The sequence below is a fragment of the Actinomyces oris genome (genome assembly GCF_001937665.1).
GTDB lineage: Bacteria > Actinomycetota > Actinomycetes > Actinomycetales > Actinomycetaceae > Actinomyces > Actinomyces stomatis.
Genome location: NZ_MSKL01000012.1, coordinates 53,937 through 68,992, shown reverse-complemented (window position 1 = coordinate 68,992; position 15,056 = coordinate 53,937). Strand labels below are relative to the sequence as shown.

The window sequence follows — 15,056 nt, the reverse complement described above, 5'->3', positions numbered from 1 at the left end:
GACTGCGGCCTGCCGGATCCGGGTGCCCCGAGGTGCGCGCGGACGCACCTTAAGGCTCGCGGACTGTCACCGCGAGGCCCGTGCTCGCAGGCTCAGATGCGTCCTCGACGATGCACGGGGCCGGCCATCCGGGCGGAGGGCTCAAGCTCGAACTCGAGACCACGGTTAACTCAGGCGTTCAGCCGCCGTTGTTGTTACCTGCTCCGCCTGGATTGGGCTGCTGGTTGTTATTGCCCTCTCCGTCCTTGTCCTTACCACTACCAGTGGAGACCGTGAGGTTGACGGTGGAACCGGCGGGCACCTGAGTGCCGGCCTTCGGTTCAGTGCCAATGACCTTACCGGCGTCCACATCCTTGGAGGCCTTCTGATCCTGGGTAACGGTGAGACCTAGCTTCTGTAGCTCGGCAGCCGCCTCATCGGCAGTTTTCCCGTTGAGGTCCTTGGGCACGGTCACCGGGCCGTTCGGCGTCGGCGTGGCCGCGGCACCGCTGGAGAAGTGCACGGTGATCGTGTCTCCCGCTGAGGCGCTGGAGCCCGCGGCCGGGTCGGAGGAGACGGCCTTGCCCTGCTCGACATCGGCGGAGGTGACGTCGTCGCCGCGCTTGAACTTCAGGCCGGCGTCCTCGATGGACTTCTTCGCCGTGGCCTCGTCCTGGCCGGCGACATCGGGCACGGAGGTATTGCCGGTGGAGAGCACCAGGTCCACTGCGGTACCGCGCGCAACGGAGTTCCCCGCCTGCGGGTTGGTGTAGATGACCCGGTCCTTCGCGACCGTGGCGGAGTCCTCCAGGGAGGTGTTTCCGCCCTCGAGTCCGGCGTCCTTGAGGGCCTTACGGGCGTCCTCCTGGGTCTTGCCGGTCAGGTCGGGAACCTTGACCATGGCTGATCCGGTGGAGAAGTGGACGGTGACGGTGGAGCCCTGCTCGACCTTCGTGCCCTTCTCCGGGTCGGAGGAGACGGCCAGGCCCTCACTGACTTCGTCGTTGGCGACCTCGTCCTTGGCGAACTTCAGGCCGGCGTCCTCAATGGTCTTCTTGGCCGATTCTTCATCCTGCTTGGAGATGTCGGGGACCTCCACCTTGCTGATGGTGGGGCTCGGCGTCGGGGTGGGCTGGTTGTCGAAGCCCCCGGCGGCCCACAGCCCGGCGACGACGGCTAGGGTCATGAAGAGCAGGAACATGAGGATCCAGACCCAGGCGTGGCTCTTGGGCTTCTCCTCGGGCTCTTCGGCCTCCTTGGCCGCCTGCATCGGAGAGGCCCCGGAGGGCACCTGGGCGAAGGAGGAGGTGGGCTGAACCGGTTCGGCGGCCGGTGAGGCCATGACCGAGGTGGCCGGGGACCAGGAGTCGGCGGCCGGCGCGGCCACGGACATGCCCCGCGCGGCCGCCTGCAGGTCGGCGCGCATGTGGGCTGCGTCCTGATAACGGTCCTCCCGGCTCTTGGCCAGCGACTTGAGGATCACCCGGTCCAGGGACTCGGGGACATCGGCCGCCAGCGAGGAGGGGCGCTTGGGGATCTCCCGCACGTGCTGGTAGGCGATGGCCACGGCGGAGTCGCCCTGGAAGGGCGGCTGGCCGGTGAGCAGCTCGTAGAGGAGACACCCGGTGGAGTACAGGTCCGAGCGGGCGTCCACGGACTCGCCGCGGGCCTGCTCCGGGGAGAGGTACTGGGCGGTGCCCACCACCGTGTGGGTCTGGGTCACCGTGGAGGCGGAGTCCTCAATGGCCCGCGCGATGCCGAAGTCCATGACCTTCACCGCGCCGGTGGAGGTCAGCATGATGTTTCCGGGCTTGATGTCACGGTGGACGATCCCCACCCGGTGGGAGTACTCCAGGGCGTCCAGGACACCGGAGACGATCTCCGCCGCCTCCGCGATCGGGACGGCCTCGCCCTCGCTGAGGAGCTCGCGCACCGTGTGCCCCTCGATGTACTCCATGACGATGTAGGGGACGGTGCGGCTGGCGCCACCGGGCTGGAGGAGCTCCTCCTCGCCGGAGTCGTAGACGGCGACGACGGCGGGGTGGTTGAGCGCCGCCGCGGACTGGGCCTCGCGGCGGAAACGGGCCTGGAAGGTGGGGTCGCCGGCGATGTCCGAACGCAGCAGCTTGATGGCCACGACCCGCGACAGGCGAGTGTCGTAGCCGAGGTGCACCTCTGCCATACCACCACGTCCGATGAGGTCGCGGATCTCGTAACGGCCCGCGAGGACCTGGGGGAACTGACTGGTCACAGTACCTCCTTGACAGGGATGCTCAGCATCAAGGCTGGCACGACCTGATGCGCATGGGCAAGCGTACCTGTGCTGTGCAGGGTGATGAGCGCGAGGGCCGGGATGAGGACTCTCAGGGTCAGCAGGTTGAGACCGAGGAAGGACCGTCCTGAGGCGTGCCGGGCGGTGCGCGACGGCGTCGGCTCCTGGGCCGCGTGACGGCCGGGACGCACCGTGGCCGGCTGGGGCAGCTCGCGGGTCTGCGGGCCACGGCGGCCGGTGGACTCCCAGCTGAGTGCCTCACGGGGATCCCACGCATCCGTGGGCAGGTTCACCACCGCCCGGTCCAGGGCGCGGGCCACCTCGCGGGCGGAGTGCGGCCGGTCGGAGGGCTTCTTGGCGAGCAGCTTGAGGATGATGGCCTGGACCTGAGGCGGGACGGCGTCGGGAAGTGCGGGAACCTCCTCGTTGACGTGCGCGAAGGCGATATCCACCTGGGTGGCTCCGCTGAAGGGGCGCCGCCCCACCAGGGCCTCGTAGGCGATGATGCCCAGACCGTAGAGGTCGCCGGCCGGGGTGGCCATATTGCCCATGGCCTGCTCGGGGGCGAGGTACTGGGCGGTGCCCATCACCATGCCGGAGGCGGTCAGCGGGCGCTGGTTGATGCCGGTGGAGATGCCGAAGTCGGTGAGCTTGGCCAGGCCCTCGCGGTTGATGAGGATGTTGGAGGGCTTGACGTCCCTGTGCACGACGCCGGAGTCGTGGACGACCTGCAGGGCGCGGGCGACCTGTGCCAGGACCGGCAGGATCTCGGCGGGAGACAGGGTCCCCTTCTCGGCGATGATGTCCGACAGGGCGCGCCCCTGGACGAGCTCCATAATGAGCCAGCCGGTCCCGTCCTTCTCCCCGGAGTCCAGGACGACGGCGAGGTTCGGGTGGCGCAGGCCCTGAGAGTTCTTGGCCTCCGCGCGCAGACGGGACAGGAAGATCTCATCGCCGGTCAGCTCGGGGCGCAGGATCTTGGCGGCCACCGCCCGGCCCGAACGCAGGTCGGTGGCGCGCCACACCTGGCCCATACCGCCCAGGGCGATCTGTTCCACCAGCTCGTAGCGGCCCTGGAGCTGGAGCCCAGCAACAGGTTTCACTGGTCCACCGCCGCATCGATGACCTTGGCGGCGACGGGGCCGGCCACCTTGCCACCGGTGGCGCCGTCCTCGGTCTCGGCATTGCCGTCGAGCACGACGGCCAGCGCGATCTGAGGCTTGTCGATGTCGGTGCCGGCGAAGCCCACGAACCAGGTGGTCGGGCCACTGTCCGTGCCGGTCTCGGCGGTACCGGTCTTGCCGGCCACCTGAACCCCGGCGACCTGGGCGCTGGTGCCCGTGCCGTCGGCGACGGCCTTCTGCATGAGGGAGGACAGGGAGGAGGCGGTGGCCGAGTCGATCGGGGTGCGGGCCACCTTCGTGGAGGTGGCGCTGACCTCGTTGAGATCGGGGTCCAGGGTGCGTGAGACCAGGTAGGGGGTCATCTGCTCACCCTTGTTGGCCACGGTGGCGGCCACCATCGCCATCATGAGCGGGGTCGCCTGCACCGATGCCTGACCGATGCCGGCCATCGCGGTCTGCGCCTGCGAGTCGTTGTCCGGGTAGGTCGACGGCGTGACCTTCAGCGGGATGGACAGGTCGGAGTCGAAGCCCCAGTTCTTCGCCTCCTTGGAGAGCTCCTTCTCGCCGACGTTGATGGCGAGCTGGGCGAAGGGGGTGTTGCAGGACTCGGCGAAGGCGTGGGAGAAGGTGGTCCGGCCGCCGCCGCAGGACTCCCCGCCGTAGTTCTCCAGGGAGTGGCTGGTGCCCGGCAGGGTGATGGTGTCGGGGGCGTCGACCTCCTGGTCCGTCGTGATCTTGCCGGTGCGCAGCGCCGCCGCCGTGGTGATGATCTTGAAGGTCGAGCCCGGCGGGTAGCGGTTGCCGGCGATGGCCCGGTTGTCCAGGGGGCGGGAGGAGTCCTGGCTGAGGGTCGTGTTGGCCTCATTGGCGGCGTTCCCGTCCCGAGTGGCGAAGGCCGAGGGATCGTAGGAGGGGCTGGAGACCAGGGCGAGGATGGCCCCGGTGCTGGGGTCCAGGGCGACGACGGCGCCCTCGCGCCCGGCCAGGGCGTCGTAGGCGGCCTGCTGGATCTCGGGCTTGATCGTCAGCTCAACGGCCCCGCCCCGCTGGGAGTCACCGGTGATGAGGGTCTTGATCCGGGAGGAGAACAGGGAGGGGTCGTCCCCATTGAGCACGGAGTTGCCCTCCTTCTCCATGCCGGTCATGGAGGCGAAGGCGGGCGAGAAGTATCCGGTCACCGGGGCGTAGAGCGGCCCGTTGGCGTAGACGCGCTGGTAGTCCTCGGAGCCCTGACCGTCGTCGGACTTCTGGGTGCTGGCGATCGTGGTGCCACCGGCCAGGAGGATCGGGCCCCGCTCGGTGTCGAAGTTACGGCTGACGGTGCGGCGGTTGCGCGGGTCGGAGTTGAGGGCCCCGTTGGCCGACCACGATTCCCACACGGAGGGGCGGGCCAGGCCCTGGACACTGGTGACGGACAGGGCCAGCGTGGTGAACATGACCAGTACCAGGAAGGCGACTTGACGAATCTGTCGGTTCATGGCTGCTGCCTCCTGTCGCTGTCCTCAGTGAAGCCCGGGGCGCGCGATGAGCGCAGGGTCTGCCCGCCCGGTGCGGTGTACGGCGGAGACGGCGCCTCCGGACTGACGGTGACGGCGGGGCGGGCGTCATCCGACGGGCTGCCGGGGCCGGGTGCGGCTGATGGGGACGCGTAGCCTCCGACGTCGGCCTGCTCGGCTCCGGTGGGCGCGTCGTCGACGTCCTCGGCCATTGACTCCTCGGCTCCGGCGTCCTGGACCTGGCGGCGCAGGGAGAGCGGCAGCTCGGCGGTGTCGATGATCCGCGGTGCGTGGGTGGCCGGACGCCGGGCGGCGTCGGACAGGCGCAGCAGGAGGGCCAGGATGACCCAGTTGGCGAGGAGTGAGGAACCGCCGTAGGCCAGGAAGGGCAGGGTCAGTCCCGTCAGCGGGATGAGCCGGGTGACTCCGCCGATGACCACGAAGATCTGCAGGGCGATGGCGAAGGACAGGCCCACGGCCAGGAGCTTGCCGAAGCCGTCGCGCAGCGAGACGGCGGTGCGCAGCCCCCGCTGGATGAGAACGAGGTAGAGCATGAGGATGACGAGCGTGCCGGTCAGGCCCAGCTCCTCACCCAGCGAGGCGAAGATGAAGTCGGAGTTGGCGAAGGTGACGAGAGTCGGTGACCCCTTGCCCCATCCGGCCCCCATGAGTCCGCCGGTGGACATCCCGAACATGCCCGTCAGCAGCTGCCAGGAACCGCCGGCGGCGTTGTACACGGCGTTGTCGGTGGCGTGGAGCCAGCCGTTGATGCGCTGCTGGACGTGATGGAGATGCGTCGCCGCGAACCAGGCCGCCGGGAGGAACAGGGCCGCTCCGATGAGCAGCCAGGAGGGCCGGTCGGTGGCCACGTACAGGACGACGACGAACAGGCCGAACAGCAGGACCGAGGAGCCCAGATCCTTCTGGAGGACCAGGACGCAGATGCTCACGCCCCACACGATGAACAGGGGGCCCAGGTGGCGAGCCCGCGGCAGGCTCATCCACAGCACCTTGCGGCCCGCCAGGGCCAGGTTGTCCCGGTTGGCCACCAGGTAGGAGGCGAAGAAGACCGCCAGCAGCACCTTGGAGAGCTCGGCCGGCTGGAAGCTCATGGGGCCGATCCGGATCCAGATGCGGGCGCCGTTGATGCTCTGGCCGATGCCCGGGATGAAGGGAAGCACGAGGAAGACCAGACCGGACCACATGGCCCAGTTGTCCCAGCGCCTCAGGCGCCGGTAGTCGCGCAGCAGGAGGAGCACGGCGCAGAAGAGGATGACGCCCAGCAGCGTCCAGACGAGCTGCTTGGAGCCCACGTAGAACTGCCACTGCTCGTTGACCTCATAGGCCAGGTCCAGGCGTCGGATCATGGCCAGACCGATCCCGTTGAGTGCCACCGCCGTTGGCAGGAGGACCGGATCGGCCCACGGGGCGTGGTAGCGCACCCACAGGTGCATGAGGACGGTCAGGGCCAGGAAGGCGGTCGCCACGACCACGGTCTGCGTCGGGGAGGAGCCGGTGCGGTTGAGAGCGGTGAGCACGAAGCCGCCCAGGCCCAGGACCAGGGCGACGCCGAGCAGTGCCGCCTCCGCCCACCGTCCCGAGTATCGCGCGGAGCCGGCGGGCTGGATGGTCGCGACGCCCGCGGGGGCGCCCATGGGGCCCGGAGCAGCAGTCATCTCACCCCTCCTGCCCGGTCTTGCCGGGCTGGGTCGGTGTGGCGGAGGCCGGCGACGGGGTGGAGGTGGGTGAGGATGAGGGGGATGAGGGCTTGGCCGTGGGGCCCGAGGTGCTCTGCGGGGCGGCGGCCGGCTTGCGGTAGGAGCGAACCGTCTTGTCCACGTAGGTCTCCGCGTCGCTCATCGACGACTGGGTGACGGTGGCCTCCAGGCGCTCGCGGATGTTGTGATCGAGCTCCTCCACCGGCAGGTCCGCGTAGGTCTTGACCGAGTGGCTCAGCTTGAGGGGGCCGACGGACTGGGGGATCCCCTGGTAAATGGCGACCTCGCCCTTGTAGGTGGAGACGTAGTAGCGGGTCTGGGTCCAGCGGTAGAACAGGGCGCTGGCCCCGACGAGCGTGGCCAGCAGGACGAGGCCGCCCACGAGGACCCGACGGCGGTGACGGCGTCGGGCCTTCTGCTGGGTGGCGGCCTCCGCGGCGATGGCCTCGTTGGCCTCGGAGGACTCCTTCGTAGGGGTGGAGCCGGCCTGCTCCTCCAGGGTGGCCATGAGGGCTGCGGCCTTGGCGGCGGGGCTGGTGGCCTCGGTGTCCTTGGCCTTGGCCTCCCCGTCACCCGCGCGATGGGCGGCGGCGGCACGCTCCTGGGCCAGGCGCTCGGTGGCGGCGCTGCCCACCACCTGCGGGACGGTCTGCGGTTCGGGGTCGTCCTTGACGACGTCGAAGACGACGGCGGTGACGTTGTCCGGTCCGCCGGCGCGCAGCGCCAGGTCGATGAGCTGATCGGCGGCCTGACCGGGGTCGGCGACGCCGGCCAGGACCTCACCGATGGTCTCGGCGGTCACCGGGCCGCTCAGGCCGTCGGAGCACAGCAGCCAGCGGTCGCCGGGAACGGCTTCGCGGATCGACTCGTCGAGTTGGACCTCGCCCTCGGTGTCCCCCAGGACGCGCAGGAGGACCGAGCGCTGCGGGTGCTGGCGGGCCTGGTCCCGGGTGAGGCGCCCGGTCTCCACGAGGTACTCCACGAAGGTGTGGTCGGTGGTGACCTGCGTGAGGGTGCCGTCACGCAGCATGTAGGCGCGCGAGTCACCCACGTGGACCATGGCGAGCTTGTTGCCGCTGCGCATGACGCCGATGCAGGTGGTCCCCAGACCGGCGAGGTCGGGATCCTGCGAGGACAGGGTGACGAGCTCGGTGTGGGCGGCCTGGACGGCGTCGCGCATGAGGCCCAGCAGCTCACCGGCCTGGTGGGAGTCTGCGTCCAAGGGCATGAGGTGCTCGACGGCGACCGCCGAGGCGATGTCTCCGCCCGCGGGCCCGCCCATCCCGTCGCACAGGACGCACAGGTGGGGGCCGGCGTAGCCCGAGTCCTGGTTGGACTGGCGGACCAGGCCGACGTCGGAGCGTGCGGCGAAGCGCAGGGAGATGGTCATGAGCGCAGCTCCAGCGTCGTTTGGCCGATTCTGACAGGAATGTTCATGGGGAGCTCCACGGCGCCGTGCACGGGGCGGCCGTCCATCATGGTTCCGTTGGTGGATCCGAGGTCCTCCAGCCACCAGGCGCCGTCCTTGGGGAAGACGCGGGCGTGGCGCGATGAGGCGTAGGAGTCGTCAAGGACCAGGGTGCAGGAGGGTGAGCGGCCGATGATGATCGACGACGGGCTCAGGGGCACGGTCGAGCCGGCCAGCGGGCCCTCGGTGATGACCAGGCGGGTGGCGCTGCGTCGTCGGCCCCTGGGGGGCGGGCCTGAGGGCTGCTCGGAGCCGCCCGCGGAGCGTCGACGTGACGGGCCGGCGACGGGGGAGTCGGCCATATCGCGGCGCATGACGCGCACGATGAGGTACAGGAAGAACCACAGCAGGACCAGGTAGCCCAGCCGTAGGATCGTGAAGGCGAGTGCGCTCACCCGTTGACTCCGCTGTTCTGGGTGCCATCCCAGAACAGGATCTGGGTGCGGCCGATGGTGAGGGTGTTGCCGTCCACGAGGGTGACGGCGTCGACCCGCTGGCCCTCGACGAAGGTGCCGTTGGTGGAGCCCAGGTCGCTGGCGATGGCGTTGCCGTGCGTCAGGCGGATCTCCAGGTGACGGCGTGAGACGCCGGAGTCGTCGACGATGATGTCCGCCTCCGAGCCGCGCCCGATGACGGTGACCGGTCCGGTGAGCAGGTAGCGCTGGCCGTTGATGTCGACGATCGGGTGCGCCGGGGTGGCGGTGGCGGAGGCGGCCGGGGCGGCGGCGCCGCGCCGCGTGGAGGACTCGATCTCGATCGCCGGGGCGTTGGGGTTGTTGTTGACGAGGAAGGAGACCTCGACCGGGCCGACGAAGGAGTAGCCCTGGTCCGCGGCGTGCGAGGTGGCGACCTCCTCCATCTGACGCACCATCTCGTCCTGGCCCCAGGCGGTGATGCGTTCGATGCTCGGTGGGGTGAGGTGGATGCGGAAGATGTTGGGAACCACTGAACGGTCGCGGGCGAAGGACGCCGCGCGCTTGTCCATGGTCTCGCGGAGCTTCGAGGCGATCTCGATGGGCTCGATGTCGTCCGAGAAACGGGACATGGCGCGGTTCGTGACGTTCTCGACGCCTTTCTCGAACTTGTCCAGGAATCCCATGGACAGTACCTCCCCCAAATATGGTGTGGCGGCCCCCGGGATGGAGCCGGGAGACGGGACTGTCCCGCCTCGCTATGGGCCTGCACGGTCCTGCGTGCAGGCCGATACCGTTCCCATCGTAACGGTAGCGAAGCGATTGCAGGGGAGACGGCCCCCGCTGTGTGAGGTAATTGTGTCGTGAGCGGTCTCACGGCCGGATGTGGTGGTGAGGATTGGACGGCGGCGGGGGTGGCAGGCTAGTCTCATGCTCGCTTCTCGCGCGAGTGGCGGAATTGGTAGACGCGCACGGTTCAGGTCCGTGTGATCTTACGATCATGGGGGTTCGAGTCCCCCCCCGCGCACAGAACGGAAAGGCCCGGGCCGCATGGTCCGGGCCTTTCGCTGTCCCCGTTTCCGGGTCGGCCCTGCTCCGGATCCCGCGGGCCGGCCTACTGTACGAGGGCCGGGATCTACTGGCCGAAGGTTGTGCGTACTGCACGAAGGTCCCGCCTACGTGGAGTATCCCCGACCCTCTTCCAGTAGCACCCCACCCTCGTGTGGTGCGCGCACGGTGCCTGAGCGTCCCCGCCCTTGAAGGGACGCGGTCCGCTCGTGACGGTGCGGCGTCGTTCCGGTGATGACGGGGGAGTCAGGCGGCGGCGGGCCGGGGGTGCAGGCGGTGCAACAGGTACCAGGCGGTCAGGGCGCCGGCCCAGGCGCCGACGGCGTTCTGGCCGACATTGGCCAGCGAGGGGCGCCGCTCCAGCATCGGCAGGAGGCTCTGGAGCACCTCGGCGCTCAGTCCGACGACGCAACCCACCAGCGCCCATATCCACCAGGGGATGTCCCGCCATCCCGCGACGGCGCAGAAGGTGGCCGGCGCCAGCATCACCAGGTTGAGGACGACGTCCTTGCCCTCGGAGCTGAGGAAGCCCGGTCCCATGGTGTCCTTGAGCTCGGCGACCTCGCGTCCGGAGGGCCATGTGACCGCCACGCAGATGACGGCCAGGAGGATGACCGCCGCGACGCGGGCGATCCGCTCGTAGGAGGAGTGGCCCGGGGGGAGGGCCTCGGGCATGTTCGGGCCCGTGGTGCGGCCGGCGGACGGCGCACCGGCCGACGCCGGTAACGTCCCCCAGGAGGTGTCGGGGGAGTCGGCGGAGGTCCGTGCTTCGGGCGCGGGCTGCTGGGCGGGCACGCTCACGACGCTACCGCCCGCCCTCCGGGAACCCTGGAAGGCGGGCGGTAACGATCGGAGCACAGGGGCGAGTTCCCCGGGACTCAGCAGCAGCTGGCGTTGATCTCCGTCTCAGCCTGCTTGGCCCGGGCGCGCCAGAACTCGCGCTCACTCATGGGGCCATGCCCAGAACCGTGCTCGGAGCCGTGGGAGCCCCCGTGCCCGTTGGGGCACTGCGCGTGCTCGCGGGCGTAGCGCTCCAGGTAGCGGTCATAGGCGGACTCCCCGGTCATGTCCCGCCACAGGGTGCGGGCCCGGGTCAGGACCTGGTGCACCCGACGTCGGGCGCTCACCCGATCCGCCGGCTGCGGTGTCGGAGGAGTAGCCGTCATGACTTCTCCGCGTGGGCCTTGTGGGGGATGAGGGCCGGGTCGCCCACCTGCTCGTACTCCCGGGAGACCTTCTTCATGAGCGAGGAGGCGATCATCGTCTCAGGCGCGTAGAAGTTGGACTCCTGGTACGGGTCCTCCGACGTCGTCGTGTCCCGGTTGCGGATCGTCTGGACGATGCGGATGAGGGCGCAGACCATGACGAAGGCGACCATGACCAGGAAGACGATCGACAACGTCCCCTGAATCATCGTGTTGCGCACGATCGCCTTGGTCTCCTCGATCTTGGCCGGGTCGGAGAGCGTGCCCAGCTTGGCGACGGCCTCGCGATGCTGCTGGAAGTAGCCCACGAGCGGATCGGTGGAGAAGATCTTCTGCCACGAGGCCGTGAAGGTGACTGCCGTGTCGAAGACCAGCGGGATCGCGGGGATCCACACCCACTTCGTGTAGCCCTTGCGCACCACCATGACGGTGACCACCAGCAGGGCCACGGCGGCGATGAGCTGGTTGGCGATGCCGAACAGCGGGTAGAGCGTCTGGATGCCGCCGCGCGGGTCGGTGACCCCCATAAGGAGCAGAGCCCCCCAGGAGGCGACGACGACCGCCGTGGTCCCCCAGGCGCCCACGTGCCAGGACGGGTCCTTGAACTTGGGGAAGGCGTTGCCCAGTGCGTCGGAGAGCTGGAAACGGGCCACGCGGGTGACGGCGTCGACGGCCGAGAGGATGAACAGGGCCTCGAACATGATGGCGAAGTGGTACCAGAAGCCCATCATGGCCCGGCCCCCGCCGATCTGGTGGAGGATGTGGGCGATGCCCACCGACAGGGTGGGGGCGCCGCCGGTGCGCGAGACGACGTTGGGCTCGCCGACGTCGCTGGCCAGGCGCTCCAGGGCCTCGGCGCCCGTGTAGGTCTTGGGGGTGCCGTTGTCATCCCAGGAGTCCCACTCGGGGGTGAGCTTGCGGCCCTGGGCGTCGGTGACGCCGAGCTTGGCGACGGCGGCCTCGGCGAGCTTCTCGCAGTGGCGCTCCGGGTCGTCGGTGGTCTTGCAGGGGGCGGCGGCCACCGTCTCGGGGCCGGCGAGCTTGTTCATGGTCGCCGTCGAGGTGTTCATGGAGAAGTAGATGCCCGGGCTCAACGAGACCGCGGCCGCCAGCGCCATGATGGCCACGAAGGACTCCATGAGCATGCCGCCGTAGCCGATCATGCGGACCTGGGTCTCCTTCTCCACCATCTTGGGGCTGGTGCCCGAGGAGACCATGGCGTGCATGCCGGACAGGGCGCCGCAGGCGATGGTGATGAACAGGAAGGGGAAGAGGGTGCCGGCGAAGACGGGGCCCGCGGTGTTGAAGGCGAACTCCGTGACGGCGGCCATCTCCACCAGGGGGCGCACGATGATGATGCCCAGGGCCAGGATCGTGATGGTGCCGACCTTCATGAAGGTCGACAGGTAGTCACGCGGGGTGAGCAGGACCCACACCGGCAGGACCGCGGCCAGGAAGCCGTAGATGATCATGGCCCACACCAGGGTGGTGGGGGACAGGTGCAGGTAGTGGCCGAAGGAGGACTCGGCCACCCAGCGCCCGCCGATGATGACGGCGATGAGCAGGCCGAAGCCGACGAAGGAGACCTGGGTGATCTTGCCGGGCTGGACGAAGCGCAGCCACAGGCCCATCCCGATGGCGATCGGGATGGTCATGCCCACCGAGAAGACGCCCCACGGGGAGGCGGCCAGGGCGTTGACGCAGACCATGGCCAGGACCGCCAGGACGATCATGAGCATGACGAAGACGACGATGGTCGCCACGATGCCACCGATCTTGCCGATCTCGTCAGTGGCCATCTGGCCCAGGGAGCGGCCGCCGCGGCGCATGGAGAAGAACAGGACGAGCATGTCCTGGACCGCGCCGGCCACGAGGACGCCGATGATGATCCACAGAGTGCCGGGCAGGTAGCCCATCTGGGCGGCCAGGACCGGGCCGACCAGCGGGCCGGCGCCGGCGATGGCCGCGAAGTGGTGGCCGTAGAGGACGACGCGGTGGGTGGGGTCGAAGTCGCGCCCGTTGTTGATGCGCTCGGCCGGGGTGGCGTTGGTGTCGTCGGGGCGCATGATGTGCCGCTGGATGTAGAGGGCGTAGAAGCGGTACCCGATCGCGTAGGTGCATACGGCGGTGACCACGAACCAGATGGTGTTGACGTGCTCGCCGCGCACGACCGCCAGCATCCACCACCCCAGGACGCCCAGGGCGGTGATGACCACCCATGTGGCGATTCGTGCGGGTGTCCACCGATTATCAGGACGTATGCCGACGGGGACGCCGTCGGCGTTGCGGATGATCCGCTTCTCCTCCTCCGGTGAGTAGGTGGGTAAGGAGGCTTCTTTCTGGGGCATCGGGATTCCGTTCTCGTCGTCGAGAAAAGGTGTGACGTCATCGTCTCCGGTGACTCCTCCAGGGTATTCCTCCTGGTGGCGGAAGGGAAGCAATGGCGAGTCCGGTGGCGGGGTGCATGTCTTTCACCCCCGACATCAATGCCATTTATCCCACCTATTGAATAATGCTTCCGGTGGCCGCTGTACGGCGTCGCGCATGACGTTGCCGGGCTCGGGCCGAGACTGGTGCGCGGGGTTCGGGGTGCTCGGGGGCCTGCGGCTACCCTGGCGTCGTGTCCGTGCTCCATCCCGTTCTCGACGTCCTTGCGCAGGCGCCGATCCTCATCGTCTTCCTCGTCATCGGCCTGGGGACCGCCGTCGGGCAGATCCCACTGGGACCGATCCGCTTCGGCGCTGCCGGGGCGCTCTTCATGGGCCTCGCAGTGGGTGCCCTCGACCCCCGGCTCGGCGCCGACCTCACCCTGCTGCGCAGCCTCGGCCTGGCCCTGTTCTGCTACACCGTGGGCCTGGCCGCCGGCAACACCTTCTTCCGCGACCTGCGCAGGCAGCTGCCGCTCATGGCTCTGTGCGTCGTCGCGCTCGTGATCGCCGGCGGGGCGGGCGGCCTCTACTCCCACTTGGCCGGTGTGAGCCCCGCGATGGACTCCGGCGCCTACGCGGGCGCCCTCACCTCGCCGGTGCTCGACGCCGCCATCGAGGCGGCCGGCACCCAGGAGCCCGCCGTCGGCTACGCCCTGGCCTACCCCGTGGGCGTGGCCGTGGCCATCCTCATCGTGTCCGGGGTCGTGGGACGCTCCTGGCCCGGGCGACGCGACCCGCGGCCCGCCAGCGCCGACGGCATCACCGCCACCAGCGTCTACCTCCTCCAGCGGGTGGCGCTCGGCGAGATGAAGGCCTTCAAGGAGGGGAGCATCCGCATCTCCTACCTGGAGCGCGACGGCGAGACCCGGGTCGTGGCCCCCGGCGAGGTGCTGCTGCCCGGGGACAAGGTCGTCATCGTCGGGGCGCCGTCCGCCGTCGAGTCCGCCGTGCACGACCTGGGCACCGGGTTTCACAACTGCCTGGCCAAGGACCGCACCGCCGTCGACTTCCGGCGCCTGACCGTCTCCTCGACACGGGTGGCCGGTCGCACCATCGCCGAGGTGGACATGCCCGGGCGCTTCCAGGGCGTCATCACCCGCGTCAAGCGCGGCGACCTGGACCTGCTGGCCCGCGAGGACCTCGTCCTGGAGCTCGGCGACCGGGTGCTGGCGGTGGTCCCCAGCGACGAGCTGGAGAAGGCTGCCGACTGGTTCGGCGACTCCGAGCGCTCCATCGCTCAGATCGACGCCTTCTCCGTCGGGGCCGGCATGGCGCTCGGCGTGCTCCTGGGGCTGGTGGCGATCCCGCTTCCCGGAGGCATCACCCTGCGGCTCGGGGTGGCGGCCGGGCCGCTCGTCGTCGGCATGGTCCTGGGGCGGGTGGGCCGCACTGGCCCCTTCGTGTGGGGGCTGCCGCACGCCGCCAACTCCACCATTCGCCAGCTGGGGCTGCTGTTCTTCCTGGCCGCGATCGGGCTGGCCTCCGGACCGGACTTCGCGGCCTCGGCCTTCTCGATGACGGGGCTCAAGGTGGGGGTGCTCGCCGCGCTCGTCGTGGCGGTCAGCGCCATCGTCCTGCTGACCGGGGCGCGGTGGGCGGGGGTCTCCGCGCAGCGCGCCTCCGGCGGCCTGGCCGGGCTCGTCGGGCAGCCCGCGATCCTGGCCTTCGCCCTGTCCAAACGCGATGACGAGCGCATCGAGGCCGGCTATGCGACTCTGTTCGCCCTGGCCATCGTCGTCAAGATCGTCATGGTCCAGGTCCTCGTGGCGCTGTAAGGGGTGACCTGACGGCGGTGGGCGGGGGAGTGCTTCTCGGGCCACCGGATCCGGGCCGAGTGAGCCCAGAGGTGTCCATATCGGTGACAAAGGAACCTGCGGCCCGATC

11 protein-coding genes and 1 tRNA gene are annotated in these 15,056 nt (G+C 69.5%); 2 read left to right on the top strand and 10 right to left on the bottom strand.

All coding sequences use genetic code 11. The features are described from left to right. Positions 1-178 precede the first annotated feature (178 nt). The 7 genes from pknB to BKH28_RS05835 are packed head-to-tail and all read right to left on the bottom strand — an operon-like array spanning position 179 to position 9,156. Positions 179-2,230, bottom strand: a complete 2,052-nt coding sequence (gene pknB / locus BKH28_RS05865; protein WP_075417914.1) for a Stk1 family PASTA domain-containing Ser/Thr kinase — start codon at positions 2,228-2,230, stop codon at positions 179-181. Beyond that, positions 2,227-3,354, bottom strand: a complete 1,128-nt coding sequence (locus BKH28_RS05860) for a serine/threonine-protein kinase (protein ID WP_075417913.1) — start codon at positions 3,352-3,354, stop codon at positions 2,227-2,229. The genes pknB and BKH28_RS05860 overlap by 4 nt, the downstream gene beginning before the upstream one ends. Beyond that, on the bottom strand, positions 3,351-4,853 hold the full coding sequence (locus tag BKH28_RS05855; protein ID WP_075417912.1) for a peptidoglycan D,D-transpeptidase FtsI family protein: 1,503 nt from the start codon (positions 4,851-4,853) through the stop codon (positions 3,351-3,353). The genes BKH28_RS05860 and BKH28_RS05855 overlap by 4 nt, the downstream gene beginning before the upstream one ends. Further along, positions 4,850-6,547, bottom strand: coding sequence for an FtsW/RodA/SpoVE family cell cycle protein (locus BKH28_RS05850; RefSeq protein ID WP_075417911.1), 1,698 nt, complete (start codon positions 6,545-6,547; stop codon positions 4,850-4,852). Before BKH28_RS05850 ends, BKH28_RS05855 begins: the two co-directional genes overlap by 4 nt. 1 nt (position 6,548) lies before the next feature. Next, positions 6,549-7,979 (bottom strand): PP2C family protein-serine/threonine phosphatase, encoded by a 1,431-nt coding sequence (locus BKH28_RS05845; RefSeq protein WP_075417910.1) that lies wholly within the window; start codon positions 7,977-7,979, stop codon positions 6,549-6,551. After that, a complete protein-coding gene (locus BKH28_RS05840) occupies positions 7,976-8,452 on the bottom strand; it encodes an FHA domain-containing protein FhaB/FipA (protein WP_003788599.1) in 477 nt (158 codons plus the stop codon). Before BKH28_RS05840 ends, BKH28_RS05845 begins: the two co-directional genes overlap by 4 nt. Beyond that, positions 8,449-9,156 (bottom strand): FhaA domain-containing protein, encoded by a 708-nt coding sequence (locus BKH28_RS05835; RefSeq protein WP_003788601.1) that lies wholly within the window; start codon positions 9,154-9,156, stop codon positions 8,449-8,451. The genes BKH28_RS05840 and BKH28_RS05835 overlap by 4 nt, the downstream gene beginning before the upstream one ends. 257 nt (positions 9,157-9,413) lie before the next feature. Here BKH28_RS05835 and BKH28_RS05830 point away from each other — a divergent pair. Continuing rightward, positions 9,414-9,497: transfer RNA gene (locus tag BKH28_RS05830), tRNA-Leu, on the top strand. Positions 9,498-9,784: 287 nt separating this feature from the next. Here the strand turns inward: BKH28_RS05830 and BKH28_RS05825 are convergent. The 3 genes from BKH28_RS05825 to BKH28_RS05815 all read right to left on the bottom strand — a co-directional run bounded on the left by BKH28_RS05825 (position 9,785) and on the right by BKH28_RS05815 (position 13,091). Beyond that, positions 9,785-10,333 (bottom strand): VanZ family protein, encoded by a 549-nt coding sequence (locus tag BKH28_RS05825; RefSeq protein ID WP_256695513.1) that lies wholly within the window; start codon positions 10,331-10,333, stop codon positions 9,785-9,787. Positions 10,334-10,416: 83 nt separating this feature from the next. Continuing rightward, positions 10,417-10,704, bottom strand: a complete 288-nt coding sequence (locus BKH28_RS05820) for a CstA-like transporter-associated (seleno)protein (protein ID WP_075417909.1) — start codon at positions 10,702-10,704, stop codon at positions 10,417-10,419. After that, positions 10,701-13,091, bottom strand: a complete 2,391-nt coding sequence (locus tag BKH28_RS05815) for a carbon starvation CstA family protein (protein WP_075417908.1) — start codon at positions 13,089-13,091, stop codon at positions 10,701-10,703. The genes BKH28_RS05820 and BKH28_RS05815 overlap by 4 nt, the downstream gene beginning before the upstream one ends. A 272-nt stretch (positions 13,092-13,363) precedes the next feature. Between BKH28_RS05815 and BKH28_RS05810 the strand changes: the two genes are divergently transcribed. Further along, positions 13,364-14,947 carry an aspartate:alanine exchanger family transporter gene (locus BKH28_RS05810; protein WP_075417907.1) on the top strand — a complete coding sequence of 528 codons (1,584 nt, stop codon included), beginning with the start codon at positions 13,364-13,366 and terminating at the stop codon, positions 14,945-14,947. The last annotated feature ends 109 nt before the right edge of the window (positions 14,948-15,056 follow it).